Annotated in this window: 22 protein-coding genes; 15 read left to right on the top strand and 7 right to left on the bottom strand. The window is 67.9% G+C overall.

Features of this window, described 5'->3' with window-relative positions; translation table 11 throughout:
• Positions 1 to 243 precede the first annotated feature (243 nt).
• The 5 genes from rne to proB all read left to right on the top strand — a co-directional run bounded on the left by rne (position 244) and on the right by proB (position 6,821).
• Positions 244 to 3,384, top strand: a complete 3,141-nt coding sequence (gene rne / locus A5784_RS04310; protein ID WP_064942654.1) for a ribonuclease E — start codon at positions 244 to 246, stop codon at positions 3,382 to 3,384.
• Positions 3,385 to 3,547: 163 nt separating this feature from the next.
• Positions 3,548 to 3,859 (top strand): 50S ribosomal protein L21, encoded by a 312-nt coding sequence (rplU, locus tag A5784_RS04305; RefSeq protein WP_029367319.1) that lies wholly within the window; start codon positions 3,548 to 3,550, stop codon positions 3,857 to 3,859.
• A gap of 47 nt (positions 3,860 to 3,906) precedes the next feature.
• Complete coding sequence (gene rpmA / locus A5784_RS04300) at positions 3,907 to 4,173, top strand: 50S ribosomal protein L27 (protein ID WP_064942652.1); 267 nt, start codon at positions 3,907 to 3,909, stop codon at positions 4,171 to 4,173.
• Between the two features lie 90 nt (positions 4,174 to 4,263).
• Positions 4,264 to 5,712, top strand: a complete 1,449-nt coding sequence (obgE, locus tag A5784_RS04295) for a GTPase ObgE (protein ID WP_064942650.1) — start codon at positions 4,264 to 4,266, stop codon at positions 5,710 to 5,712.
• On the top strand, positions 5,709 to 6,821 hold the full coding sequence (gene proB / locus A5784_RS04290) for a glutamate 5-kinase (RefSeq protein WP_064942648.1): 1,113 nt from the start codon (positions 5,709 to 5,711) through the stop codon (positions 6,819 to 6,821). Before obgE ends, proB begins: the two co-directional genes overlap by 4 nt.
• A 48-nt stretch (positions 6,822 to 6,869) precedes the next feature.
• On the opposite strand, the gene A5784_RS04285 is transcribed toward proB, so the two are convergent.
• Positions 6,870 to 7,505 (bottom strand): TetR/AcrR family transcriptional regulator, encoded by a 636-nt coding sequence (locus tag A5784_RS04285; RefSeq protein WP_064942646.1) that lies wholly within the window; start codon positions 7,503 to 7,505, stop codon positions 6,870 to 6,872.
• Between the two features lie 67 nt (positions 7,506 to 7,572).
• Between A5784_RS04285 and A5784_RS04280 the strand changes: the two genes are divergently transcribed.
• Positions 7,573 to 8,841, top strand: coding sequence for a cytochrome P450 (locus A5784_RS04280; protein ID WP_064942644.1), 1,269 nt, complete (start codon positions 7,573 to 7,575; stop codon positions 8,839 to 8,841).
• Here the strand turns inward: A5784_RS04280 and A5784_RS04275 are convergent.
• The gene (locus A5784_RS04275; protein WP_064942836.1) at positions 8,813 to 9,655 is read right to left on the bottom strand and encodes an NAD-dependent protein deacetylase; all 843 of its coding nucleotides are present in this window, start codon (positions 9,653 to 9,655) and stop codon (positions 8,813 to 8,815) included. The two genes, A5784_RS04280 and A5784_RS04275, sit on opposite strands and share 29 nt — an antisense overlap.
• 100 nt (positions 9,656 to 9,755) lie before the next feature.
• On the opposite strand from A5784_RS04275, the gene A5784_RS04270 reads away from it, so the two are divergent.
• Positions 9,756 to 11,798, top strand: a complete 2,043-nt coding sequence (locus tag A5784_RS04270) for an NAD(+) synthase (protein WP_064942834.1) — start codon at positions 9,756 to 9,758, stop codon at positions 11,796 to 11,798.
• Here A5784_RS04270 and A5784_RS04265 read toward each other — a convergent pair.
• Together A5784_RS04265 and A5784_RS04260 are read right to left on the bottom strand one after the other, a co-directional pair.
• Positions 11,795 to 12,619, bottom strand: a complete 825-nt coding sequence (locus A5784_RS04265; protein ID WP_064942642.1) for an enoyl-CoA hydratase/isomerase family protein — start codon at positions 12,617 to 12,619, stop codon at positions 11,795 to 11,797. The genes A5784_RS04270 and A5784_RS04265 overlap by 4 nt on opposite strands.
• Positions 12,620 to 12,688: 69 nt before the next feature.
• Positions 12,689 to 13,549, bottom strand: a complete 861-nt coding sequence (locus A5784_RS04260; RefSeq protein ID WP_064942640.1) for a PfkB family carbohydrate kinase — start codon at positions 13,547 to 13,549, stop codon at positions 12,689 to 12,691.
• Positions 13,550 to 13,622: 73 nt separating this feature from the next.
• Here A5784_RS04260 and A5784_RS04255 point away from each other — a divergent pair, with 73 nt between their 5' ends.
• The 8 genes from A5784_RS04255 to A5784_RS04220 all read left to right on the top strand — a co-directional run bounded on the left by A5784_RS04255 (position 13,623) and on the right by A5784_RS04220 (position 20,570).
• On the top strand, positions 13,623 to 14,882 hold the full coding sequence (locus tag A5784_RS04255) for a glutamate-5-semialdehyde dehydrogenase (protein ID WP_064942638.1): 1,260 nt from the start codon (positions 13,623 to 13,625) through the stop codon (positions 14,880 to 14,882).
• A gap of 16 nt (positions 14,883 to 14,898) precedes the next feature.
• Complete coding sequence (locus A5784_RS04250; protein WP_064942636.1) at positions 14,899 to 15,774, top strand: AAA family ATPase; 876 nt, start codon at positions 14,899 to 14,901, stop codon at positions 15,772 to 15,774.
• Entirely contained in the window at positions 15,774 to 17,219 is a 1,446-nt protein-coding gene (locus A5784_RS04245; RefSeq protein ID WP_064942634.1) for a vWA domain-containing protein, read from the top strand. Before A5784_RS04250 ends, A5784_RS04245 begins: the two co-directional genes overlap by 1 nt.
• A 92-nt stretch (positions 17,220 to 17,311) precedes the next feature.
• The gene (nadD, locus tag A5784_RS04240; protein ID WP_286159410.1) at positions 17,312 to 17,938 is read left to right on the top strand and encodes a nicotinate-nucleotide adenylyltransferase; all 627 of its coding nucleotides are present in this window, start codon (positions 17,312 to 17,314) and stop codon (positions 17,936 to 17,938) included.
• Complete coding sequence (gene rsfS / locus A5784_RS04235; protein WP_064942630.1) at positions 17,935 to 18,312, top strand: ribosome silencing factor; 378 nt, start codon at positions 17,935 to 17,937, stop codon at positions 18,310 to 18,312. The genes nadD and rsfS overlap by 4 nt, the downstream gene beginning before the upstream one ends.
• Complete coding sequence (gpgP, locus tag A5784_RS04230) at positions 18,309 to 18,977, top strand: glucosyl-3-phosphoglycerate phosphatase (RefSeq protein WP_064942628.1); 669 nt, start codon at positions 18,309 to 18,311, stop codon at positions 18,975 to 18,977. The genes rsfS and gpgP overlap by 4 nt, the downstream gene beginning before the upstream one ends.
• Complete coding sequence (gene octT / locus A5784_RS04225; RefSeq protein ID WP_064942626.1) at positions 18,967 to 19,728, top strand: diglucosylglycerate octanoyltransferase; 762 nt, start codon at positions 18,967 to 18,969, stop codon at positions 19,726 to 19,728. Before gpgP ends, octT begins: the two co-directional genes overlap by 11 nt.
• Before the next feature lie 2 nt (positions 19,729 to 19,730).
• On the top strand, positions 19,731 to 20,570 hold the full coding sequence (locus A5784_RS04220) for a DegV family protein (protein ID WP_064942624.1): 840 nt from the start codon (positions 19,731 to 19,733) through the stop codon (positions 20,568 to 20,570).
• On the opposite strand, the gene A5784_RS04215 is transcribed toward A5784_RS04220, so the two are convergent.
• From A5784_RS04215 to A5784_RS04205, 3 genes are read right to left on the bottom strand one after another with little or no spacing between them, the layout of a single operon-like run.
• Positions 20,567 to 22,078, bottom strand: coding sequence for a UTP--glucose-1-phosphate uridylyltransferase (locus tag A5784_RS04215; RefSeq protein WP_197514631.1), 1,512 nt, complete (start codon positions 22,076 to 22,078; stop codon positions 20,567 to 20,569). The two genes, A5784_RS04220 and A5784_RS04215, sit on opposite strands and share 4 nt — an antisense overlap.
• Before the next feature lie 18 nt (positions 22,079 to 22,096).
• The gene (locus tag A5784_RS04210) at positions 22,097 to 23,065 is read right to left on the bottom strand and encodes an SIS domain-containing protein (protein WP_064942622.1); all 969 of its coding nucleotides are present in this window, start codon (positions 23,063 to 23,065) and stop codon (positions 22,097 to 22,099) included.
• On the bottom strand, positions 23,062 to 24,273 hold the full coding sequence (locus tag A5784_RS04205; protein WP_232005932.1) for a glucosamine kinase: 1,212 nt from the start codon (positions 24,271 to 24,273) through the stop codon (positions 23,062 to 23,064). Before A5784_RS04205 ends, A5784_RS04210 begins: the two co-directional genes overlap by 4 nt.

Here is a 24,273-nt window from a genome sequence, read left to right as displayed (position 1 = left end):
GGTCGCGGGTAGCCAGCCTCAACCGAGGCTGGACGCCCGGATGAAGACTTCGACGAGCGCGACCACCGCCAGCCGGTGCGGCGCCGACCGTCCAGCCATCATTCAGCCAGGCACCGGGTGCGTTCACCATTGAGCCGCCCGGAGCGAGACCACAACATGTCCGGGTGAAGTATCCCGGGCCCATAGCGGAAGCCCTCGCGTGGCCGCGTCGCCAAGACGCGCCCGGGGGCTTGAGGAGAATACGTGGCCGAAGATGCCCATACCGAAGACCAATCCACCCAGACTCCGCAGCAGGACGGACTCCCAGAACGCCTGAGGGTCCATTCGCTCGCCCGAGTGCTCGGTACCACCAGCCGGCGGGTGCTCGACGCGCTCGCCGAGTTCGACGGACGCCACCGCAGTGCGCACTCGACCGTCAACAAAGCTGACGCCGAGCGGGTCCGCGCGGTCTTGGCCCCGGCTGAGTCCGAGGTCCAACCTAGCGTGGTCGAGGCCGTTGTGGTCGAGGCCGTTGTGGTCGAGTCCGTCGAACCGGTGGCGGTGACCGAGTCCTTCACGGTGCCCGAGACATCCCCTGCGCCCGTCGCGCCGGAATCGGAACCGGCGGCGGAATCGGAACCGCCCGCCGAGTCCCCGCCCGTGGCATCCGAGCCGGAGCCCGAGCAGTCGGCATCCGAGCCGGAGCCCGCGGCAGCGGAACCTGAGCCGGAACCGGAAGCCATCCGTGTCGAGGCTGTCGTGGTGGGTGACGAACCCGAGTCCCGGCTGATCCTGGAGACCGCGAACATCCCCCCGGCGCGTGAGCCGCACACCGAACGCGCGGACTACCTGCCGCTGTTCGTCGCCCCGCAGCCGATCGTTTTCGAACCCGTCGACACCGACGACGAGGACGACGACTTCGATGCGTCCGCCGACAGTGATTCCGATGGCGATTCCGACGACGACCAGGCTGACCGGCCCGCCGCACGCCGACGTCGCCGCGGTCGCCGGGGCCGGGGTCGCGGCCGTGGTGAACAGAGCGACGACAACGGCCCGGAGTCGGAAGGCGAGGCCGAGCCCGGCGACGATCAGGCCGAGTCCGATGACTCCGACGACGAGTCCGATGACTCCGACGAAGGCGGCGACGAGGACAGCACCGGCACCGACGCAGGCACCCGCAGGCGTCGTCGCCGCCGGCGCCGCAAGACCGGCTCGGGTGATTCCGAGGACAGCGCGTCGCCCGACGACCCGCCCAACACCGTCGTGCATGAGCGGGCTCCGCGTGCCGAGCGGTCGGACAAGTCCGCAGGAGACGAATCCGAGATCCAGGGCATTTCCGGGTCGACCCGGCTGGAGGCCAAGCGCCAGCGCCGACGTGACGGCCGCGACGCCGGCCGGCGCCGTCCGCCGATCCTGAGTGAAGCCGAATTCCTGGCGCGCCGTGAGGCCGTCGAGCGCACCATGATCGTTCGCGACAAGGTCCGCACCGAGCCGCCGCACGAAGGTGCCCGCTACACCCAGATCGCGGTGCTCGAAGACGGCGTGGTGGTCGAGCACTTTGTGACCTCTGCCGCCTCGGCATCGTTGGTCGGCAACATCTACCTCGGCATCGTGCAGAACGTGCTGCCCTCGATGGAGGCTGCGTTCGTCGACATCGGTCGCGGCCGCAACGGCGTGCTCTACGCGGGCGAGGTCAACTGGGAGGCCGCCGGCCTCGGCGGCGCGCAGCGCAAGATCGAGCAGGCCCTCAAGCCCGGCGACTACGTCGTCGTCCAGGTCAGCAAAGACCCGGTCGGGCACAAGGGAGCACGGCTCACCACGCAGGTGTCGCTGGCCGGGCGCTATCTGGTCTACGTCCCTGGGGCGTCTTCGACCGGCATCAGCCGTAAGCTGCCCGACACCGAGCGGCAGCGCCTCAAGGAGATCCTGCGTGAGGTGGTCCCCGCCGATGCCGGCGTGATCATCCGCACCGCCTCCGAAGGCGTCAGCGAAGACGACATCCGCTCTGACGTGAACCGGCTCCAGGAGCGCTGGGCAGGGATCGAGGCCAAGGCCGCAGAGATCACCGGGAAGAAGGCCGGCGCCGCCGTCGCCCTCTACGAGGAACCCGATGTGCTCGTGAAGGTCATCCGCGACCTGTTCAACGAAGACTTCTCCGGTTTGATCGTGTCCGGCGACGACGCCTGGAACACCATCAACTCCTACGTCAACACCGTGGCCCCCGATCTGATGGGCCGGTTGACCAAGTACGAGGCCGGCGGCGTGGACGGCGGGTCCGGCCCGGACGTGTTCGCCGTGCACCGCATCGACGAGCAGTTGGCCAAGGCCATGGACCGCAAGGTGTGGCTGCCCTCGGGTGGCACCCTGGTCATCGACCGCACCGAGGCGATGACCGTCGTCGACGTCAACACGGGCAAGTTCACCGGCTCGGGCGGCAACCTCGAACAGACCGTCACCCGCAACAACCTGGAAGCCGCTGAGGAGATCGTCCGGCAGCTGCGGCTGCGCGATATCGGCGGCATCGTCGTGATCGACTTCATCGACATGGTGCTGGAGTCCAACCGCGACCTGGTACTCCGGCGGCTGACCGAGGCGCTGGCCCGTGACCGCACACGCCATCAGGTCTCCGAGGTGACCTCGCTGGGCCTGGTGCAGTTGACGCGAAAGCGGTTGGGCACCGGGCTGATCGAGGCGTTCTCCACGTCGTGCACGCACTGCGGTGGCCGCGGGATCGTGTTGCACGGCGACCCGGTCGACTCCGTGTCGGCAGGCGGCAGCGGGCGCAAGTCCGAGCCCGCCGCCGGCGGTGGACGGCGCAGTAAGCGTGGCAAGAAGACCGGCAAGCCCGAAGACGTGCCGGTCGTCAAGGTGCCCGACCATCCGGCCGGCGAGCACCCGATGTTCAAGGCCATGGCCGCGGCCAACGGTCGCCATCATGACGACGAGCACGATGAGCACGATGAGCACGCCAAGGAACTCGACGAGCTCGAGAGCACCGAGGACGGCGTTGTCGAGACTGCCCACGGCGACGACACCGCTGAGCAGGTGGCTCGGGAGACCGCCGAGGAAGACCTCGATGACGAGGACACGGATGACGAGGACTCGGACGACGAAGACGACGTTGACTCTGATGAGGACGACGACGCTGACTCCGACGAGGATGAGGACTCCGACGAGGACGACTCCGACGAAGAGGAAGAGTCGGACGAGGACGAGATCGACCTGGACTCCGATGACGAGGAAGTCGACATCGACGATGACATCGAGGTCATCGATGACGACTCCGATGACGACTCCGACGACGAGGACGACCACGAGGTCGAACTTCCGCAGGTGATCACCGTCGCTCGGCGGCCGCGTCGCCGGGCAGCGGCCCGACCTGCGGGTCCGCCCACCCATGAGTAGCAGGGGTGTCCGGGCGGTTTGACCCTCTACCCGCTGGTCACGTACCCTTGACCAGTTGTCGCCAGTGTCTGCAGTCGCAGGCCGGTGACGGCGGGGTACCCCCGCCACCCAAGACCCGCGCACGCACCGTCCGGTAGCGCGCGCCCGCACAGCAGAGGACACGATGGCGACATACGCAATCGTCAAGACCGGCGGCAAGCAGTACAAGGTTGCAGCCGGTGACGTGGTGAAGGTTGAGAAGCTCGACGCCGAGCCTGGCGCGTCTGTGTCGCTGCCGGTCGCGCTGGTGGTCGACGGTGCCAAGGTCACGAGCAAGGCCGACGACCTGGCCAAGGTCGCCGTGACCGGCGAGGTTCTGGAGCACACCAAGGGCCCCAAGATCCGTATCCACAAGTTCAAGAACAAGACCGGCTACCACAAGCGCCAGGGGCACCGTCAGCAGCTGACTGTGCTCAAGGTCACCGGCATCAAGTGATGAGCCGTCAGGCGAAGAACAGACAGCACAGGGCGAGGGACATTTAAATGGCACACAAAAAGGGCGCTTCCAGCTCTCGTAACGGCCGGGAATCCGCAGCACAGCGGCTCGGCGTCAAGCGCTTCGGCGGCCAGGTCGTCAAGGCGGGCGAGATCATCGTCCGTCAGCGTGGCACCCACTTCCACCCGGGCGTGAACGTCGGCCGTGGTGGCGACGACACGCTGTTCGCGCTGGCCCCCGGTGCCGTGGAGTTCGGCTCCAAGCGTGGCCGCAAGAACGTGAACATCGTTCCCGTGGCGCGCCCGGAGGCCTGAGACATCGAGGATTCTCCGCGAATGTGAAGCAGCTGCGAGTTCTCGACTGAGATATCGCGATAGCTTCACATTCGACGGAGAGGATGTCCGATGTCCCGGTTTGTCGACCGCGTCGTCATCCACGCGCGGGCCGGTAACGGCGGCAATGGGTGTGCTTCGGTGCACCGCGAGAAATTCAAACCCCTCGGTGGCCCTGACGGCGGCAACGGTGGTCGTGGCGGCAGCGTCATCCTCGTTGTGGACCCGCAGGTGCACACCCTGCTGGACTTCCACTTTCATCCGCATGTCGCGGCACCCTCCGGTAAGCAGGGCGCAGGCAGCAACCGTGATGGCGCAGCGGGCGCCGATCTCGAAGTCCGCGTACCCGACGGCACCGTTGTTCTCGACGAAGACGGCCGGATGCTCGCCGACCTCGTCGGTGCGGGTAGTCGTTTCGAAGCCGCCGCGGGCGGGCGGGGCGGCCTGGGCAACGCCGCATTGGCGTCCCGGGCCCGCAAGGCCCCCGGCTTCGCACTCCTCGGGGAGAAGGGCCAGGCCCGCGATCTCACCCTCGAACTCAAGACCGTTGCCGATGTCGGTCTGATCGGTTTCCCGTCGGCAGGCAAATCCTCACTGGTGTCAGCGATCTCGGCCGCCAAGCCGAAGATCGCCGACTATCCGTTCACGACGTTGGTGCCCAATCTCGGCGTGGTGTCAGCCGGCGACCACACCTTCACGGTGGCCGATGTGCCCGGTCTCATCCCCGGCGCGTCCGAAGGACGCGGGCTGGGCCTCGAATTCCTGCGGCACATCGAACGCTGCGCGGTGCTCGTGCACGTCGTGGACTGCGCCACAATGGAACCCGGCCGCGACCCGATCTCCGACATCGAGGCGCTCGAGGCCGAGCTGGCCGCGTATACCCCGACGCTGCAAGGCGATTCGACTCTGGGGGACCTGGCCTCGCGGCCACGGGCGGTGGTGCTCAACAAGATCGACGTTCCCGACGCGCACGAGCTCGCCGACTTCGTGCGCGACGAGGTGGCCCGCCGGTTCGGCTGGCCTGTGTTCGAGGTGTCGACCGTGAGCCGTGCGGGCTTGCGCCCCTTGACCTTTGCGTTGTGGGACATGGTGAAGGCCTACCGCGACGCGCAGCCCGAGATCGCACCGCGACGCCCGGTGATCCGGCCCATCGCCATCGATGAGAGCGGGTTCACCGTGACCTCCGACGGGCAGGGTGGCTTCATCGTTCGCGGTGTGCGCCCCGAACGCTGGATTGCGCAGACCGATTTCACCAACGACGAGGCCGTCGGCTACCTCGGTGACCGGCTGGCCCGGCTCGGTGTCGAGGACGAACTGTTCAAGCTCGGCGCGCGGCCGGGTTGTGCGGTGACCATCGGTGACATGACCTTCGACTGGGAGCCGCAGACCCCGGCAGGTATCGATATGCCGCTGACCGGTCGAGGCACCGACATCCGGTTGGAGCAGACCGAGCGCGTCGGAGCTGCTGAGCGCAAGGCTGCGCGTCGTGAGCGACGCAAGCCCGGAAGCGACGACGAGTGACGGGGGCACCCTCCGCTCACCGGGAGGCGATCCGCACCGCGCGCAGCGTCGTCGTCAAGATCGGAACCACCGCGCTCACCACGCCCACCGGGGTGTTCGACGCGGCCCGCCTGGCGTACCTCGTCGAGGCCATCGAGGGCCGGATGAAGGCCGGCTCGGACGTGGTGATCGTGTCCTCAGGCGCTATTGCCGCAGGCATCGAGCCTCTGCGGTTGAGCAAGCGTCCCACGGATCTCGCCACCAAACAGGCCGCCGCCAGCGTCGGTCAGGTGGCGTTGATCAACGCGTGGAACACGGCGTTCGCGGCCTACAACCGGACTGTCGGTCAGGTGTTGCTGACCGCCCACGACATCTCGATGCGGGTGCAGCACAACAACGCCCAGCGCACCCTGGACCGGTTGCGGGCGCTGCACGCGGTGGCGATCGTCAACGAGAACGACACTGTGGCGACCAACGAGATCCGGTTCGGCGATAACGACCGGCTCTCGGCGCTGGTGGCGCAACTGGTCGGCGCCGACGCGCTGGTGTTGTTGTCCGACATCGACGGGCTCTACGACTCGGATCCGCGAAAAGGTAACGCGCGCTTCATCCCTGAGGTCTCCGCGGAGGGCGATCTGGACGGCGTCGTCGCAGGCCGGGGGAGTCACCTCGGAACCGGCGGGATGGCCTCGAAGCTGTCGTCGGCCTTGTTGGCCGCAGATGCAGGCGTGCCTGTGCTGTTGGCCGCGGCGGCCGATGCCGCTGCGGCACTGCGTGATGCATCGGTGGGCACCGTGTTCGCTCCGCGCTCCGAACGGATGTCGGCGCGGCGTTTCTGGGTTCGCTATGCCGCCGAGTCCGCGGGGGCGCTCACCCTCGACGACGGCGCGGTGCGGGCCGTCATCCAACAGCGCCGGTCGCTGCTGCCCGCCGGGATCACCCAGGTGTCCGGCCGGTTCCACGGTGGTGACGTGGTCGATCTACGTGCGCCCGACGGGCCGACGGTCGCCCGCGGTGTCGTCGCCTACGAGGCATCGGAGCTGGCGACCATGATGGGCCGATCCACCCGGGATCTGCCGGTCGAGATGCGCCGGCCAGCGGTACACGCCGACGATCTGGTCGCGCTCTAGCGATTTGTGCACCTCCGGTAACGCTGGCCGTTACGAGCGGTGCACAAATCACAGCTTGGGGGCGCGGAGATAGAGCGCACCCCAGATGATGTCGGTCAGCGTGCGGGCGAGCTCGGCATCGTAGGAGGCGGGCTGTGACGGCAGGTTCTGGTGGCAGGTGCGTTCCACCATCCAGGTCAGCGTGCTGGCGGTCGTCTGGGCGGGTAGCTGGGCACGGATGGTCCCTGCGGCCTGCCCGGCTTCGATGACGCGAGTCAGCTGGGCGGCGATCCCGACGAGCAGCTCGCGATAGGTTTCGCCGACCACGGGGTCATAACCCGACATCTCGTTGAGCGCGATGAGTACCGGCTGGTGGCGTCGGTAGCTCGCGATGATGCCGGCCATGGCGGCGTAGACGTCGGCAGGATCGGTGCGCTCGGCCACTTCCCACCAGCGCTGAGCGGCGCAGGCGAGATCGGCGAACACCTGGGTGGCCAGCCGGCGCAGCAGGTGGCCCTTGTCTTCGAAGTAGATGTAGAAGCTGGCCCGCGAGATTCCTGCCTCGGTGGCCAGCCGGTCCACGCTGAGTTCGGTGAAGCTCGTGCCGTCGGCCATCAACCGATCGGTGGCGTCCAGCAGCTGCCGCTCGATCTGGCCGCGCCGCTCCTCGCGGTTGGCCTGCGGTTTCCGGGTCACCGATGCCATGTGGCCCAGCGTATCGGGCCCGTTCACATCTTGACTAGACATAGTGTCTAGACGTAGCGTCTCAGCCATGTCTGTGTCACCGATCACATCCGTCGGTTCGCGTGCCTACGATCCGATCGACATCTCCTCGAAGGCCTTCTGGTCCACCACCGCCGCTGAACGCGAGAAGTCGTTCGCCCTGCTGCGCGAGCAACGCCCGGTCAGCTGGCATCGTCCGGTGGAGGAGACGCTCTTGCCCGACCCCGAGGACCCCGGGTTCTGGGCCGTCACGCGGCACGCCGACATCCTCACCGTCAGCCGGGACAGCGAGACGTTCCTGTCCGGCAAGGGCGTGCTTTTCGACACGGTGCCGCAGGAGTTGCTGGAGGCATCGCAGTCATTTCTGGCCATGGACGCGCCGCGGCACACGCTGATCCGCAAGCTGGTGCACTCGGCCTTCACTCCGCGGCAGGTGGCCCGCATCGAATCGTCCATCAAGGACAACGCCCGCGAGATCGTCCAGGAACTCAAGGATGCGGGCAGCGGCACCGACTTCGTCGAACAGTGCGCCAAGGAACTGCCCATCCGCACGCTGTCGGACATGGTCGGTATCCCCGAATCCGAGCGGCAGCAGGTGGCGCACGCCGCCGACGCGCTGGTGTCGTGGGCCGACCCGGTCTACCTGGCCGGGCGCAATCCGCTGGAGGTGCTGGGTGCCAACCAGTTCTACCTGCATCAGGTGGCCAACGCACTGGCAGCCGATCGGCGCAAGAATCCTGGGAACGACTTGATCAGCGCCCTGGTGCACGCCGAGGTCGACGGCGACCGGCTCACCGATGCCGAGGTTGCGGCGTTCTTCGTGCTGCTCGCCGTCGCGGGCAATGACACCACGCGGCAGGCCATCAGTCACGCGCTGAAGGCGCTGACCGACAATCCCGATCAAAGGGCTTGGCTGATGGCGGATTTCGACGACCGGATCGGCGGCGCCGTCGAGGAGTTCGTGCGGTGGGCGACGCCGGTGATGACCTTCCGCCGCACCGCGGCGGTCGACGTCGAGCTCGCCGGGCAGCACATCGCGGCCGGGGAGAACGTGGTGATGTTCTACGCTTCGGGCAACTGGGATACCGAGGTCTTCGAGCACCCGGAACGTTTCGATCTGAGCCGAAAGCCCAACCCACACTTGGGTTTCGGTGGCGGGGGGCGGCACTTCTGCCTCGGTGCCCACGTCGCGAGGACGCAGCTGCGGGCACTGTTCGGCGAGCTGCTGCACCAACTACCCGACATCGCGGCAGGCGAGCCGGCCTACCTGCAGGGCAATTTCGTGCACGCTATCCGGGCGATGCCGTACACGTTCTGACCAGCTCGCCCGCGAGCAGGGTGAGCAACTCCGAGCAACCGGCGTCGACTTTCACGGCGGCCAGATCGTCGCCCCGGGTGGGTCCCCGGTTGATGATCGCCACCGGGATGCCGTGGGCGGCGGCGTGGCGCACGAAGCGGTAACCCGAATACACCGTCAGCGACGATCCGGCCACCAGCAGCGCATCGCTGGCGTCGACGAGTGAATAGGCCTGCTCCACCCGGTCTTTGGGAACGCTCTCCCCGAAATAGACGATGTCGGGCTTGAGCATGCCGCCACAGGCCGGGCAGTCGATGATGACGAACGACGACGTGTCGGCAACCACGGCGTCGGCATCGGGGGCCACCGCGATGCCTCCGACCGACTCGGCTCGCTCGAGGAACCCGGGGTTGGCGGCCTCCAGCTCGGCGGCCAACGCGGTGCGCGACATGGTGTGACCGCAGTCGAGACACACCACCTGGGCGTAGCTACCGTGCAGGTTCACCACGGTGCGGCTGCCCGCCTTGGTGTGCAGCAGGTCGACGTTCTGGGTGATCAGGCCCGCGACCACACCGTCGGACTCCAGTGCGGCCAGCGCCCGGTGCCCGGCGTTGGGCATCGTCTCGTCCATGTGCCGCCAGCCGACATGGTTGCGGGCCCAGTACCGCTGCCGGAACACCGGATCTGAGGTGAACTGCCGAATGGTCATCGGATTGCTCGGCGGCGAATCCGGGCCGCGGTAGTCGGGGATGCCCGAGTCGGTGGACATGCCGGCGCCGGTCAACACCGCGACACGACGGCCCTGCAGCAGCGCGACGAGTTCGGGGGCATCCACCCTCACGAGAATAGGCGCACGCTGGTGCGGGCGGCGGCGACGCCGGGCGGTTCGGGCCGGATCCCGCGAATCGGGGTACCCACGGGTGACAATGGAGGTGATGGACTTCTACTCCGCTTACCGGCATGGTTTCGCCCGGGTCGCCGCGTGCACCCTTCACACGGCATTGGCGGACCCGCCGGCCAACGCAGAATCGGTGTTGCGACTGGCCCAGGCCTGCCACGACGACGGGGTGGCCGTTGCGGTCTTTCCCGAACTGACGCTGTCCGGGTATTCGATCGAGGACATCCTGCTGCAGGACACCCTGCTGGAATCCGTGCAAGAGGCACTCGTCGAGATCGTGGCGGCCTCGGCCGTCCTGACACCCGTGCTGGTGGTCGGCGCCCCGCTGCGTCACGGGCACCGGATCTACAACACCGCCGTGGTCATTCACCGCGGCGCCGTGCTCGGGGTGGCGCCGAAGTCATATCTGCCCACCTATCGCGAGTTCTACGAGCGTCGGCAGGCCGCGGCGGGAGACGACGTGCGCGGCACCATCCGGGTCGCAGGCGCCGACGCGCCGTTCGGGCCCGACCTGTTGTTCGTGGCTTCGGATCTGCCGGGGTTGGTCCTGCATGTCGAGATCTGTGAGGACATGTTCGTCCCGGTCCCGCCCAGTGCGCAGGCCGCGCTGGCCGGGGCGACGGTGCTGGCCAACCTGTCGGGCAGCCCGATCACCGTCGGCCGGGCCGAGGACCGTTGCCTGCTGGCCCGGTCGGCGTCGGCGCGTTGCCTGGCGGCCTACCTCTACGCGGCCGCCGGGGAGGGTGAATCCACCACCGACCTGGCCTGGGACGGCCAGACCATGATCTGGGAGAACGGGCTGCTGCTGGCCGAGACCGAACGGTTCCCGCGCGGTGAACGGCGTTCGGTCGCCGACGTGGATCTGGACCTGCTGCGCGCAGAGCGGCTGCGCATGGGCACATTCGACGACAACGCGCGGCACTACCGCGCCGTCGGTGATGCCTTCCGGCGCATCGAATTCCAGCTCGACCCGCCGACCGGCGACATCGGGTTGCTGCGGGAGATCGAGCGGTTCCCGTTCGTGCCGGCCGATCCGCAACGGCTGCAACAGGATTGCTACGAGGCATACAACATCCAGGTGTCGGGTCTTGAGCAACGGCTGCGTGCGCTGAACTACCCCAAGGTGGTCATCGGGGTGTCCGGCGGGCTGGATTCCACCCATGCGCTGATCGTCGCCGCCCGTGCCATGGACCGCGAATCCCGGCCCCGCAGTGACATTCTCGCGTTCACCATGCCCGGGTTTGCCACCGGTGATCACACCAAGAACAATGCGACGCGGCTGGCGGAGGCACTCGGCGTCACTTTCGCCGAACTCGACATCACGAGCACCGCCGAGGTGATGTTGGCCGGTCTGGATCACCCGTACGCCCGAGGCGAGAAGGTCTACGACGTCACCTTCGAGAACGTGCAGGCCGGTCTGCGCACCGACTATCTGTTCCGGCTGGCCAACCAGCGCGGCGGCATCGTGCTGGGCACCGGGGACCTGTCGGAGCTGGCCCTGGGGTGGTCGACCTACGGTGTCGGCGATCAGATGTCGCATTACAACGTCAACGGCGGCGTTCCGAAAACCCTGATCCAGCACCTCATCCGGTGGGTCATTTCCTCGGGGCAGTTCGGAGCCGACGTGAATGCGGTCCTGCAATCGGTGCTGGACACCGAGATCACCCCTGAGCTGGTACCGACCGACGCGGGGGAGCAAATCCAGAGCAGCGAAGCCAAGGTCGGACCCTATGCGCTGCAGGATTTTTCGCTGTTCCAGGTGCTGCGCTACGGGTTCCGCCCGTCCAAGGTGGCGTTCTTGGCCTGGCACGCCTGGCATGATGCGGGTGTCGGGGACTGGCCGGCCGGTTTCCCCGAGGACAAGCGACCGTCCTACTCGCTCAAGGAGATTCGGCACTGGCTGCAGGTGTTCGCCCAGCGCTTCTACTCGTTTGCCCAGTTCAAGCGTTCGGCGTTGCCCAACGGTCCCAAGGTGTCGGCAGGCGGCGCCCTGTCGCCGCGTGGTGACTGGCGGGCGCCGTCAGACATGTCGGCGCGGATCTGGCTCGACGAGATCGAGCGGGAGATCCCCGAGGACTAGAGCCGGCCCTCGGTACGCAACTGCGGGTGGACCCAGTCCGGCGAACGGCGTTCCTTGAACGCCCGGAAGCCTTCGGCGGCCTCGGTGCCGCTGTAGCTGGCCTTCATGCCGATCCGGTCGTAGAGCCCCAGGTAGTTGTCCAGGCTGGACTTCACGACTCCGCGGGCCCGCGGTGCGGTGCGGCAGCACTGGCCCAGCACCTCGCGGGCCGCGTCCGCCAGTTCCTCGTGCGGGACGACGCGCGCCACCATGCCCCAGTCGACGGCCTCGGCGGCCGACAACGTGCGCCCGGTGAACATCAGGTCGCGGGTGCGCACCGGCCCGATCAGGCGGGCCAGCATCTGGCTGTAGTAGGTGTCGGCGATGCCGCGGTAGAGCTCGGGCACCCGGAACGTGGCGCGATCGCTGACAACCGCCATGTCGCTGCAGATCGCGATCTGCAGCCCGCCGCCCTGGCACAGCCCGTTGACCGCGCTCACCACCGGCTTGACCGACTGCCGCAGAGTCTCGAACGGCGTGACGTCCATCGACAGTGCTGCGCCGAAGCTCATCCAGTCGTCGACGCCGTCACCGCCGCCGAGGTCACCGCCCGGTGCGAATACATCGCCGGTGCCCGTGATCAGCAGGCCGGCCAGGTCGGGATCGGCCTCGACATGGGTCACCGCGTACCGGATCCCGAAGTACATCGCCGGGGTCATGGCGTTGCGGGCCGCGGGACGATCGAGGGTGACGACGCCGAACGGCCCCTGCCGCTCGAACCGCAGATACGGCGTGCCAAGCCAGTCGCCGTTGGGAGGTCGCGGGATATGTCCCGATGTCATGGATGCCGACTCTAACGGCAACGGCAACGGCAACGGCAATGGCAACGGTATCGGTTTCAGTTCATCGCCTCAGCGGGCCAGCATCGCGTCGATGTCCGCCCCGGACGGAGCGCAGTCACCGGCGCCGCGCACCAGTGTCGCCAGGGCGCCGGCCGCACACGCGCGCCGCAGCGCGTCCTCGAACCCCGAGCGCCAATGGGCGGCCAGCACGCCGGCGAACACGTCGCCCGCTCCGGTGGTATCCACCGCCCGGACGGCCGGCGCGTGCACGTCGAACCGTTCGTCGGCGCCGATGTAGCTGGCGCCCCGTGAACCCCGGGTGATCACCAGATGCGTTACTGGCCAATGCCATTCGGCGGCTTCGGACTCGTTGACGATCACCACGTCGACCACTGCGGACAGTGCCAGCAGGTCATGGGCCCTGGTCCCCGTCGGTGACGCGTTGAGCATGACCACGGCACCGGCTGACCGCGCGAGCCGGGCCGCGGCGATCGCCGTCGCCGGCGGGATCTCCAGCTGCATCAGCACCACCTCGGCGGAGATGATGGCGGTGTGGGCGGCGGCGGACTTGACCTCGACATGCGCGTTGGCGCCGGGCGCCACCACGATGCTGTTCTCGCCGCCGGCCTCGACGACGATGGCCGCCGCCCCGCTGGGGCCGGGCACGGTCGCGACCGCGTCCAGGCCCACGCCGTTGGTCTGCAGATGCGTGCGCAGGGAATCGGCGACCGGATCGTCGCCGAGTGCGGCGACGAGGCTCACCGAAGCGCCGGCGCGTGCCGCCGCGACCGCTTGATTACCGCCCTTGCCGCCCGAGGCCGACGACAGCGACGACGCCAGTACGGTCTGACCCGGTTTGGGCAGAGCGGGCACGGCGAACGTGAGATCTGCATTGACGCTTCCGACCACGCACACCCGTGAGGACGCCATAGTCGACAACGCTAAACCAGTCGGGTGCTGACACGTGTCGAGCTCTCGTGAACACCTCCGATACCCTGGGACGATGAGTGTGCAGACACCAGCCGTGAGCGCGCCGACGCAGGATTTGCGAGAGCAGGTGCACGAGGCTGCCCGGCGCGCCCGGGTCGCGGCACGCACCCTGGCCACGCTGAACACGGCGACCAAGAACCGCGCGCTGCACGCGGCGGCGGACAGTGTGCTGGCCAGTGCCGACGCGGTGCTGGCCGCCAACGCGGGCGACCTCGAGGCGGCCCGGGACGCGGGCACGCCCGACGCGATGCTGGACCGGCTGGCGCTCAACCCGCAACGCATCGACGGCATCGCCGCAGGCCTGCGTCAGGTGGCCGGGCTGCCCGATCCCGTCGGCGAGGTACTGCGCGGGCGCACGCTGCCCAACGGCCTGCAGCTGCGTCAGCAGCGCGTGCCGCTCGGGGTGGTGGGCATGGTCTACGAGGGCCGACCCAACGTCACGGTCGACGCGTTCGGGCTGACCCTCAAATCCGGTAATGCAGCGCTGCTGCGCGGCAGTTCCTCGGCCGTGCGCTCCAACGAGGCGCTGGTGCATGCCCTGCGGGCCGCGCTGGTGGCCGAGGGGCTGCCCGCCGACGCCGTGCAGTTGCTGCCGAGCCACGATCGGGCCAGCGTGACGCATCTGATCCAGGCCCGCGGTCTGGTCGACGTGGTGATCCCGCGCGGCGGGGCGGGCCTGATCGACGCCGTGGTGCGCGACGCGCAGGTGCCGACCATCGAGACCGGCGTCGGCAATTGTCATGTCTACGTCCATGAATCGGCCGATCTCGACCTGGCCGAGAAAATCCTGCTGAACTCGAAGACCCGACGGCCCAGCGTGTGCAATTCCGCCGAGTCGCTGTTGGTCGACGCCGCCATCGCCGATACCGCGGTGCCGCGGCTGGTGGCGGCGCTGCAGGATGCCGGTGTCATCGTGCACGCCGATCCTTCCGAGGAGCAGTTGCGCGCGGAGTTCTTGTCGATGGAGATCGCGCTGGCCGTCGTCGACGGCATCGACGCCGCCATCGCGCACGTCAACGAGTACGGCACCGGGCACACCGAGGCCATCGTGACGGCGGATCTCGCTGCGGCACAACGGTTCACCGAGCGGGTGGATGCGGCCGCGGTGATGGTCAACGCCTCGACGGCGTTCACCGACGGCGAGCAGTTCGGCTTCGGTGCCGAGATCGGCATCTCCACCCAGAAGCTGCATGCCCGCGGCCCGATGGGGCTGCCGGAGCTGACCTCGACGAAATGGATCGTATGGGGCGACGGTCAGACCCGCCCGGCCTAGACAAAAGGGAGAATACGTGAGCGTGCCCGCGCGCCCGACGCCGCTGTTCGCCGACATCGACGATGTCGCGCGGCGGCTGGCCGAAACCGGATACTTGCCCGATACCGCCACGGCCACTGCGGTTTTCCTCGCCGACCGGCTCGGCAAGCCGCTGCTGGTGGAGGGGCCGGCCGGGGTGGGTAAGACCGAGCTGGCCCGCGCGGTCGCGCAGACCACCGGCAGCGAGTTGGTACGGCTGCAGTGCTATGAGGGCGTCGACGAGGCCCGCGCCCTCTACGAGTGGAACCACGCCAAGCAGATCCTGCGAATCCAGGCGGGGAGTGGCGACTGGGATCAGACCAAGATGGACGTGTTCAGCGAGGAATTCCTGCTGAGCCGGCCACTGCTGACCGCGATCCGGCGCACCGACCCGACCGTGCTGTTGATCGACGAGACCGACAAGGCCGACATCGAGATCGAGGGTCTGCTGCTGGAGGTGCTGTCCGACTTCGCGGTCACCGTGCCGGAGCTGGGCACCATCACCGCCGAGCGGCCGCCGTTCGTGCTGCTGACGTCCAATGCCACCCGCGAATTGTCCGAGGCGCTCAAGCGTCGTTGTCTGTTCCTGCACATCGACTTTCCCGATGCCGACCTGGAGCGGCGCATCCTGCTGTCGCGGGTTCCGGAACTGCCCGTGCACATCGCCGCCGAACTCGTGCGGATCATCGGAGTGCTGCGGGGCATGCAGCTCAAGAAACTTCCGTCGGTCGCCGAGACCATCGACTGGGGCCGGACCGTGCTGGCCCTCGGTCTGGACACCATCGACGACGCGATGATCGCCGCCACGCTCGGCGTCGTGCTCAAACATCAGTCCGATCAGCAGCGGGCTGCCGGGGAGCTGAGGCTCAACTGATGGCCTCTCGTCGGGTTCGACCGCCCCAGCCGCTGGCCCCGCACGGCCTGCCGGGGCATCTCGTCGAGTTCGTCGAAGCCCTGCGCAAGCAAGGTATCTCGGTGGGACCGTCGGAGACGGTGGATGCCGGTCGGGTGATGACGGTGCTGGGATTGGGGGACCGCGAGGCGCTGCGTGAGGGCATCGCGTGCTCGGTCCTGCGCCGTGCCGACCACCGCGACACCTACGACGCGATGTTCGACCTGTTCTTCCCGGCTGCGCTGGGAGCGCGGACCGTGCTGTCCGACGACGACGCGCCGGACGGCCAGACGCAGCAACTGCCGCCGGAGGATGTCGAGGCCATGCGGGCCGCGTTGGTACAGATGCTCTCCGATAACGAGGATCTGGCCAGTCTCGACGATCGGTTGGCAGCGATGATCGCCCAGATCGTGGAAGCCTACGGCCGCTACACCTCGAGCCGCGGGCCGTCGTACTCGTCGTATCAGGCACTCAAGGCCATGAGCCTCGACGATCTGGAGGGCAGGCTGCTTGCCGGGCTTCTGGCCCCATACGGCGACGAACCGACGCCCACCCAAGAAGAAATCGCCAAAGCAATGGCTGCGCAACGGATCTCGCAGCTGCGCAAGATGGTGGAGGCAGAGACCAAACGTCGCACTGCCGAACAGCTGGGCCGCGAGCACGTGCAGATGTACGGTGTGCCGCAGCTCGCCGAAAACGTCGAATTCCTGCGCGCCTCAGGCGAACAGCTGCGCCAGATGCGCAAAACCGTTGCGCCGCTGGCCCGCACCCTGGCGACCCGGCTGGCCGCGCGGCGGCGTCGCTCCCGGGCCGGGGAGATCGACCTGCGCAAGACGCTGCGCAAGTCCATGTCGACCGGCGGCGTGCCGATCGACGTGGTGCTCCGCAAGCCTCACCCCGCCCGGCCCGAGCTGGTCGTGCTGTGTGATGTGTCCGGCTCGGTCGCCGGGTTCAGCCACTTCACGCTGATGTTGGTGGCGGCGCTGCGTCAGCAGTTCTCCCGCGTCCGCGTCTTCGCCTTCATCGACACCACCGACGAGGTCACCGAGCTGTTCGGTCCGGAAGCCGACCTGGCGGTCGCGGTCCAGCGCATCACCCGGGAGGCCGGCGTGTACACCCGCGACGGGCACTCCGATTACGGGCACGCCTTCGTATCGTTCCTGGAGAAGTTCCCGAACGTGCTCTCACCGCGGAGCTCGCTGCTGGTGCTCGGAGACGGCCGCAACAACTACCGCAATCCGCAGGCCGACCTGCTGGCGCACATGGTGTCGGCGAGCAGGCACGCGCACTGGCTCAATCCCGAACCGCGGCACCTGTGGGGCAGCGGGGACTCTGCGGCGCCCAAGTACGGCGAGGTGATCACCATGCACGAGTGCCGCTCGGCCAAGCAGCTGGCCTCGGTGATCGACGGGCTGTTGCCGGTCTGATCCGGCATGTCGCCGCAGCCGCTGAAAACCGCCATTCAAGTGGTCGAACCACCCCTGCCGTAAGCTGGCTCCTCGTGGTTACACGGCGCAGACTGGGTGTGATGGGTGGGACATTTGATCCCATCCACAACGGGCACCTCGTCGCCGCCAGCGAGGTGGCCGACCTGTTCGAGCTGGACGAAGTGGTATTCGTGCCGACCGGCGAGCCTTGGCAGAAGCACGACCGGCAGGTCAGCGCCGCCGAGGACCGCTATCTCATGACGGTGATCGCCACGGCGTCCAACCCGCGGTTCTCGGTGAGCCGGGTCGATATCGACCGGGGCGGCCCTACGTACACCACCGACACGCTGCGCGACCTGAGGAAACTCAACGCCACCAGCGATCTGTTCTTCATCACCGGCGCCGATGCCCTGGCGTCGATCCTGTCCTGGCAGAACTGGGAGGACCTCTTTTCGATGGCGAAGTTCGTCGGCGTCAGCCGACCGGGCTACGAGCTCGACGGTAAGCACATCTCGGCGGCCCGTCAGGAGCTCCCACCCGACGCGCTGCAACTCGTGGAGGTGCCCGCACTGGCGATCTCGTCGAGCGACTGCCGCCAGCGGGCGGCGGCCTCCCGGCCCATCTGGTACCTGGTACCCGACGGGGTGGTGCAGTACGTGGCCAAGCGCGGCCTCTACGCCGCCGCGGACGCGAGGAGCAACGGAGGGGGAACCCGATGACCGCCACGGCTGACGCCGTCGCCATGGCCGAAGTGGCCGCCCGCGCGGCGGCAGCCAAGCTGGCCGACGACGTCGTGGTGATCGACGTGTCCGGCCAGCTGGTCATCACCGACTGCTTCGTGATCGCCTCGGCGTCCAATGAACGTCAGGTCAACGCCATCGTCGACGAGGTCGAGGAGAAGATGCGGCTCGCGGGATACAAGCCCGCCCGCCGTGAAGGCACTCGCGAGGGTCGCTGGACGCTGCTGGACTACATCGACATCGTCGTGCACATCCAGCATCAGGACGAACGCAACTTCTACGCCCTGGACCGCCTGTGGCGGGACTGCCCGCAGATTCCCGTCGACCTGGACCACCAGGACTCCGCCGAATGAGGTTCCGGCGGCTGCTCCTGCTCCGGCACGGCCAGACCGAGTACAACGCAGGCAGCCGCATGCAGGGCCAGCTCGACACCGAGTTGTCCGATCTGGGGCGCGACCAGGCCGCCGCTGCGGCCGAAGTGCTGGCGAAACGTCAACCGCTGCTGATCGTCTCGTCGGATCTCAAGCGCGCGCTCGACACCGCCATAACGCTCGGGGACCGGGCCGGACTTCCGGTACAGATCGATGAGCGGCTCCGCGAGACGCATCTCGGGGACTGGCAGGGATTGACCCACCTGGAGGTCGATGACGTGGCACCGGGCGCTCGGGCGATCTGGCGTGACGACGCCCGGTGGGCGCCGCACGGCGGTGAGAGCCGGGTCGACGTCGCCCGGCGCAGCGTCCCGCTGGTTTCGGAAATTGTTGCCGCACAGCATGAGTGGGGAATCGACGAGCCGGAGCGGCCCGTGGTGTTGGTGGCCCACGGTGGGCTCATCGCGGCGCTCACCGCAGGGTTGCTGCGGCTGCCGGTCGACAACTGGCCGGTGCTGGGCGGGATGGGCAACGCCAGCTGGGTGCAGCTGTCCGGGCATTCCGCAGACGATGCGCCTTTCGACGACATCCGGTGGCGACTGGACGTGTGGAACGCGTCGGCGCAGGTGGCCAACGATGTCCTCTGAGCCCACGCGGGGTCCGGCTCAGGGGCGCAGGCCCACGTTGTTGGTGTTCGCCGACTCGCTGTCCTATTTCGGCCCGACGGGTGGGCTGCCGTCGGACGATCCCAGGATCTGGCCCAATATCGTTGCCGACCAACTCGGTTGGGATCTGGAACTCATCGGTCGCATCGGCTGGACCAGTCGAGATGTGTGGTGGGCGGCCACCCAGGACCCACGGGCCTGGGCAGCGTTGCCGCGCGCCGGTGCGGTGATCTTCGCGACCGGCGGCATGGATTCCCTGCCGTCACCGCTTCCGACGGCACTGCGCGAACTGATCCGCTATGTGCGGCCGGCATGGCTGCGACGGTGGGCACGCGACGGCTACGGCTGGTTGCAGCCGCGGTTGTCTCCGATCGCCCGCTCCGCCCTCCCGCCGCACGTCACGGTCGAGTATCTCGAAATGACGCGTAACGCCATCGATTTCAACCGTCCCGGAATTCCGGTGGTGGCCTCTCTGCCGTCGGTGCACGTCGCCGAGACCTACGGTAAGGCCCACCACGGCCGCGAGCCGACCGTGCAGGCCATCACGGCATGGGCCGGGGAGCACGATGTGCCGTTGGTGGATCTGAAAGCGGCCGTCGCCGACGAGGTTCTCAGTGGACGCGGCAACCCCGACGGCATTCACTGGAATTTCGAGGCGCATCGCGCGGTGGCTGAGCTGATGCTCAAGGCTCTCGCGACAGCAGGTGTCCCACAACAGAATTCCGCCCACTGACGATGGCTGTCGTGGTGGTGACAGACTCGTCGTCGCGGCTGCGGTCCGAACTGCGCGACGACTTGGCGATCCGGCAGGTCCCGCTGCACATCCTCGACGACGGCACCGATCTGCGTGACGGCGTCGACCCGCTCCCGTACGACATCCATGATCGGCCCCGCGTGACCACGGCAGGGGCTTCCCCCGCGGAGTTGGCCGCCACCTACCGGCAGGCGCTGGCCGACAGCGACGGAGATGGCGTTGTCGCCGTGCATATTTCGGCGGCGCTGTCGAGCACCTACAGCTCGGCGGCGTTGGCGGCGCGCGAATTCGGCCATGCGGTGCGGGTGGTCAATTCGCGATCGGCGGCCATGGGGGTGGGGTTCGTCGCGCTCGCCGCGGCCCGCTCGGCGCGCACGGGCGCCGCACTCGACGAGGTCGAGGCTGCGGCTCGCGCCGCAGTGCCACGCGGGCACGCGTTCATCGTCGTGCATCGGCTGGACAACCTGCGCCGCAGCGGTCGCCTCGGCGCCGCGGCGTCCTGGTTGGGCACCGCGCTCTCGCTCAATCCGCTGTTGCGAATGGACGTCGACGGTCGCCTGGTGCTGTCGCAGCGTATCCGCACCGTCTCGAAAGCCCATGCCGCACTTGTGGATCAGGTAGTCGAGGTGATCGGAGACCGCTCGGCCGAAGTCGCGGTGCACCACGTCGACAACGCTGCGGGCGCCGACGCCATCGGCGCCACGCTCAGTGAGCGGCTGCCGCAGCTGAAGCCGCCGACGGTGACGGACATGGGTCCGGTGCTCGGCGTGCACGTCGGCGCCGGTGCGGTCGGGGTGTGCGTGTCGCTCGACGCCGCCTAGCGGTTCCCCGGCGCACCGACTCGATCACCGGTCAGGATCGTTCCTGCCTCCACCACACGCGGTTCGCCGCAGTCTTCGAGGACCACATCGCCGCACACCACGACGCCCTCGCCGAAGGACCAGTCTCCGCGCACCGTCAACGATGTGGCATCGACCAGCGACAGCGGTACGGGTACTCGCGCGTCGAAGTCGCTGATCCGGGCGAAGAATCGTGGATCGAGACGCACCGCGGGGACGTCGGGGAGCGTGGTGTGCAGCTGATGGTCCTGACCCACGGTGTACACGTCGGAACGGATCAGCGCGAGATCGTTGGTTGTCTTGACAGGCAGGAACCGGGCCCGATCGACTTCGATCGCGGCGGAGCCCTCGAATACCGAGATCGCTGCGCCCGCAGCTGATTCGATCTGGATGATCCGCGGGCTGTCCGGGTCGTTGGGGTCAACGTTCTTCTCGTTGCGGATGAGCGGAAGATGCAACACGCCGCCGGTTCTGTCGAGCTCGATGCGCAAGGCCCGCAGGTCGATCCACAGATTGTTGGTGTTGAAGTACCGATGGATTGTGAGATCTGTTGCGTGCGAGGCCTCTTCGGGTGATATCTGCGCGCTCTCGCGAAGCAGGAGCCGGCCGTCGTCGCGGCGAACGACCAGGTGACCGCCCTTGACGTCGGCAGGTGTCCGGCGGCAGATCTCCGCGGCGAACGGTGCACCCGTCGCGGCGAACCAGGCCATCATCGCCGGATCGGGCACCGCGCCGAGGTTGTCGGCGTTGGAGATCGACGCGTAGCGGTATCCCGCTCGGATCAGCCGGTCGAGCACGCCCGACGCGTCCAGGGCCGTGTACAGGTCGGCATGCCCGGGCGGGCACCATTCCAGTTCCGGATCCGCGGGCCATGAAACGGGTTCGAGGCCGGCCACGGTGAGCTTCGGCTCCCGGTTCTGGACGAACTCCAGCGGGATACCGGCGACGGCGAGATCGGGATGGGCGGCCAGTGCGTCCAGAGTGTCGCCACTGGTGTGAAAGCTGTTCATGAACACAACCGGGAGAGCGACGTCGTACGCCTCCCGGACGTGGGTGACCTGGTCGACGATCAGGTCCAGGAAACACTGGCCATCCTTGACCGGCAACAGCGACTTCGCCTGTGCCATCCCCATTGTGGTGCCAAGACCGCCATTGAGTTTGATCACCACCGTTGCCGACGCGGCCTCCCGCAGGGTTGCGTCGTCGAAGTCGAGATGGTCGACATGTGGTACATCGGTCAGGGGCTCGACCTCGGATTCGGGAATCAAGCCCGATGCACCGTGTTCGAGCTGATGGTAGAACGTGGTGAAGACCTTGATCGCCTGCTCCGGAACTCCGGCATCGCGCATCTTGCGCTGCGCTGCTTCGAGTGCGCTCGGCCGTGCAGCCTCAGGCAGACAGTGCATTTGGCGCGCGTGATCGCCACTGCGGTGATGGCGGCCGGTCAGACCGTCGCCGGCGGATCGTCGCAACAACAGTTCGTCGGACATGTTGTGGGCTCCCGTTCGTCAGAGATCGCCGGCCTGCCACACACGGGCTGCCACCAGTTCCGGAACCAGCGTCTCGGTGAGGAGGCGGACGTCGTCGATGTCGTCGCCGGGGTAGCGGACAGTGGTGGTGGCCGACGGCACGTTGCCCCCGACGCCGATCACCGTCGTGCCACGTGCCGTCGTCCACTCGGCCAGCTGGCCTTCCCACTTCGAGCCCGCGAACACGAGCATTCTCAGATCGGTGTTCTTTGTCCGGTACACGTCGACGTGGCTCCAGTCACCGGTCTCGCAGCCGATCGCGGCGCGCCGCGGCCCTTCCCGGAACATCAGGGCGCCCTGTTGAGCGGATGAGAATCGATGGGCCGGAGCGCACAGGTGGATTTCGTCCGGTCCGACAAGCAGGTCCGAGATCTCCGGACGCCAGCCGGCCTCAGACGACAGCAACGCGTCGGTGGCGTGGGCAGCTGCTGCGATCGTGGTCACCAGATCGGTCGTCGGTGTGTCGGTGAGCAGACATTCGAGGGCGAGAAGCTGCGCCAGCGTGTGTTGAAAGCTACGGCACGCAACCCCGCCGTCTTCGTGTTCTGCCATCATTTCGACTGTGGCGGCACACTTCTCGGCGATCACCGAGCCCGGGGAGTTCGTCAGTGCCACGGTCGCCACGGTGTCGTCGAGGCGGTCGAGCGCATCAAGGGTCTCGACGGAACCACCGGATGCCGATGTGGCGACGACGAGGGTTCCCGGTCCCCACAATGGCAGCAATTCCGACGAGGCGATCTCGGAGACGGCGGTGATGCCCCGCGCGCGCAAGCGTGCCGCCGCGATCCCGCCCGCATAGGCAGATGAACCCATACCGAGGAACACCACGCGTGAGACCTCGGCGGGAACGACGCCTGACCACGGATTGTGGTGTGCCAGAATGTCGGCGAGCGTTGAGAGCACTTCTGGCTTGCGGGCGAGATCCTTGGCGAACTCGTCGGCATTCATCGGGCAACTCCTTCTAAAAGTGCGGGCAACGCCAGCTCGGGCACATACATCCAGCGTGGAAGATGCCTACCGGCATAGATGATTTCGCGCAGAACCTGTTGCAGGCGGAAGGCGGTGACGACATCCGCGCCGGCGAAGAGGTCGGCATGGCCGCTCCCGGCGATCCTGGCCGTGTAGGCATCCAGGAACGCCGATCGGGACATTTCGTCGATGCGAGCGAGAACGCCGGGGTCGAGATCGTTCTTGACTGCCGCCACGATCGCGACATGCGTCAGCGATTGCAGCATTCCCGCGACATCGAGCGCTGCCGGGACGGGCAGCCCCTGCTCGGCGGGGGAAAGTACCGGGTTGCCGTCGAAGTCGGTCACCACGAACCGCTCCTGCGCTCGCAGGATCTGGCCGACATGTAGATCGCCGTGTGCGTCGATAATCGGTATCCGGACCAGCTCGCCGAGGACGTCAAGGATGCGTTCCACATCCTCCCGACGCTCGTCCAGCAGTGCTGCATTCGACGGGCCGGCCAACGCACGGGCGGCGGCCAGCGCCCCGAATGCGGCGTCACGCCACCGGCGCGCATCGTCGGCCGTCGACACCGTCTCGGTGCATGCCAACGCGGCGTGCAGGTCGGCGATCACCTCGCCGACCGCGGTCCAGGTCGTCGTGATGTCGGCGGTGTCGTCGCTACGGGCCGCGGCGACGGCAAGATCGACCGCCCACGTCCATCCGTCGACGGCAGCGGGGAGGTATCCGGTGACCGTGGCGGCCAATGTCTGTTCTCCACCGTCCGGTTGCCAGGTGACGATTCCCCACAGCGGGGGCATCGCGGTGAACCCGGCGGCCTGCAGCGTCGACAGCCGGGCGGGGGCGGGGTGCGGGCCCGGCGCGAGGTGGGTTGCCCACTTCGCGACGGCATGATCGCCGACGATGACGGATTCGTTTGTCTGGTCGACGTTTATCGCGCGTTCGCCGACGGCTTGCCCCGGGGCGGCCCATGAGTCGATGGTGAAGCGCCCGTGCGCCGATCGCCCGGGCATGGTGGTGAGCAGATGGACTAGTGCCTCGGCGGTCCCGTCGCCGACCGAGGCGCGGCGCCACTCGCCATCTACGCGCACCGCGGGAACCGCCGACAAGCCACCGTCATCGCGTGGCACCACGGCGAGAGCGTGCCCCCCGCCGAGGTCGAGGAGGTCCGTGAGGTGGAGGTGCAC

Source organism: Mycobacterium sp. 852013-50091_SCH5140682 (genome assembly GCF_001665685.1).
GTDB lineage: Bacteria > Actinomycetota > Actinomycetes > Mycobacteriales > Mycobacteriaceae > Mycobacterium.
This window is presented reverse-complemented; position numbering and strand designations above follow the sequence as displayed.

Coding starts and splice junctions, on each gene's coding strand:
- rplU (WP_029367319.1), top strand. CDS start 3,548: ATGGCGACATACGCAATCGTCAAGACCGGCGGCAAGCAGTACAAGGTT.
- rpmA (WP_064942652.1), top strand. CDS start 3,907: ATGGCACACAAAAAGGGCGCTTCCAGCTCTCGTAACGGCCGGGAATCC.
- obgE (WP_064942650.1), top strand. CDS start 4,264: ATGTCCCGGTTTGTCGACCGCGTCGTCATCCACGCGCGGGCCGGTAAC.
- A5784_RS04285 (WP_064942646.1), bottom strand. CDS start 7,505: ATGGCATCGGTGACCCGGAAACCGCAGGCCAACCGCGAGGAGCGGCGC.
- A5784_RS04280 (WP_064942644.1), top strand. CDS start 7,573: ATGTCTGTGTCACCGATCACATCCGTCGGTTCGCGTGCCTACGATCCG.
- A5784_RS04270 (WP_064942834.1), top strand. CDS start 9,756: ATGGACTTCTACTCCGCTTACCGGCATGGTTTCGCCCGGGTCGCCGCG.
- A5784_RS04265 (WP_064942642.1), bottom strand. CDS start 12,619: ATGACATCGGGACATATCCCGCGACCTCCCAACGGCGACTGGCTTGGC.
- A5784_RS04260 (WP_064942640.1), bottom strand. CDS start 13,549: ATGGCGTCCTCACGGGTGTGCGTGGTCGGAAGCGTCAATGCAGATCTC.
- A5784_RS04255 (WP_064942638.1), top strand. CDS start 13,623: ATGAGTGTGCAGACACCAGCCGTGAGCGCGCCGACGCAGGATTTGCGA.
- A5784_RS04245 (WP_064942634.1), top strand. CDS start 15,774: ATGGCCTCTCGTCGGGTTCGACCGCCCCAGCCGCTGGCCCCGCACGGC.
- rsfS (WP_064942630.1), top strand. CDS start 17,935: ATGACCGCCACGGCTGACGCCGTCGCCATGGCCGAAGTGGCCGCCCGC.
- gpgP (WP_064942628.1), top strand. CDS start 18,309: ATGAGGTTCCGGCGGCTGCTCCTGCTCCGGCACGGCCAGACCGAGTAC.
- octT (WP_064942626.1), top strand. CDS start 18,967: ATGTCCTCTGAGCCCACGCGGGGTCCGGCTCAGGGGCGCAGGCCCACG.
- A5784_RS04220 (WP_064942624.1), top strand. CDS start 19,731: ATGGCTGTCGTGGTGGTGACAGACTCGTCGTCGCGGCTGCGGTCCGAA.
- A5784_RS04215 (WP_197514631.1), bottom strand. CDS start 22,078: ATGTCCGACGAACTGTTGTTGCGACGATCCGCCGGCGACGGTCTGACC.
- A5784_RS04210 (WP_064942622.1), bottom strand. CDS start 23,065: ATGAATGCCGACGAGTTCGCCAAGGATCTCGCCCGCAAGCCAGAAGTG.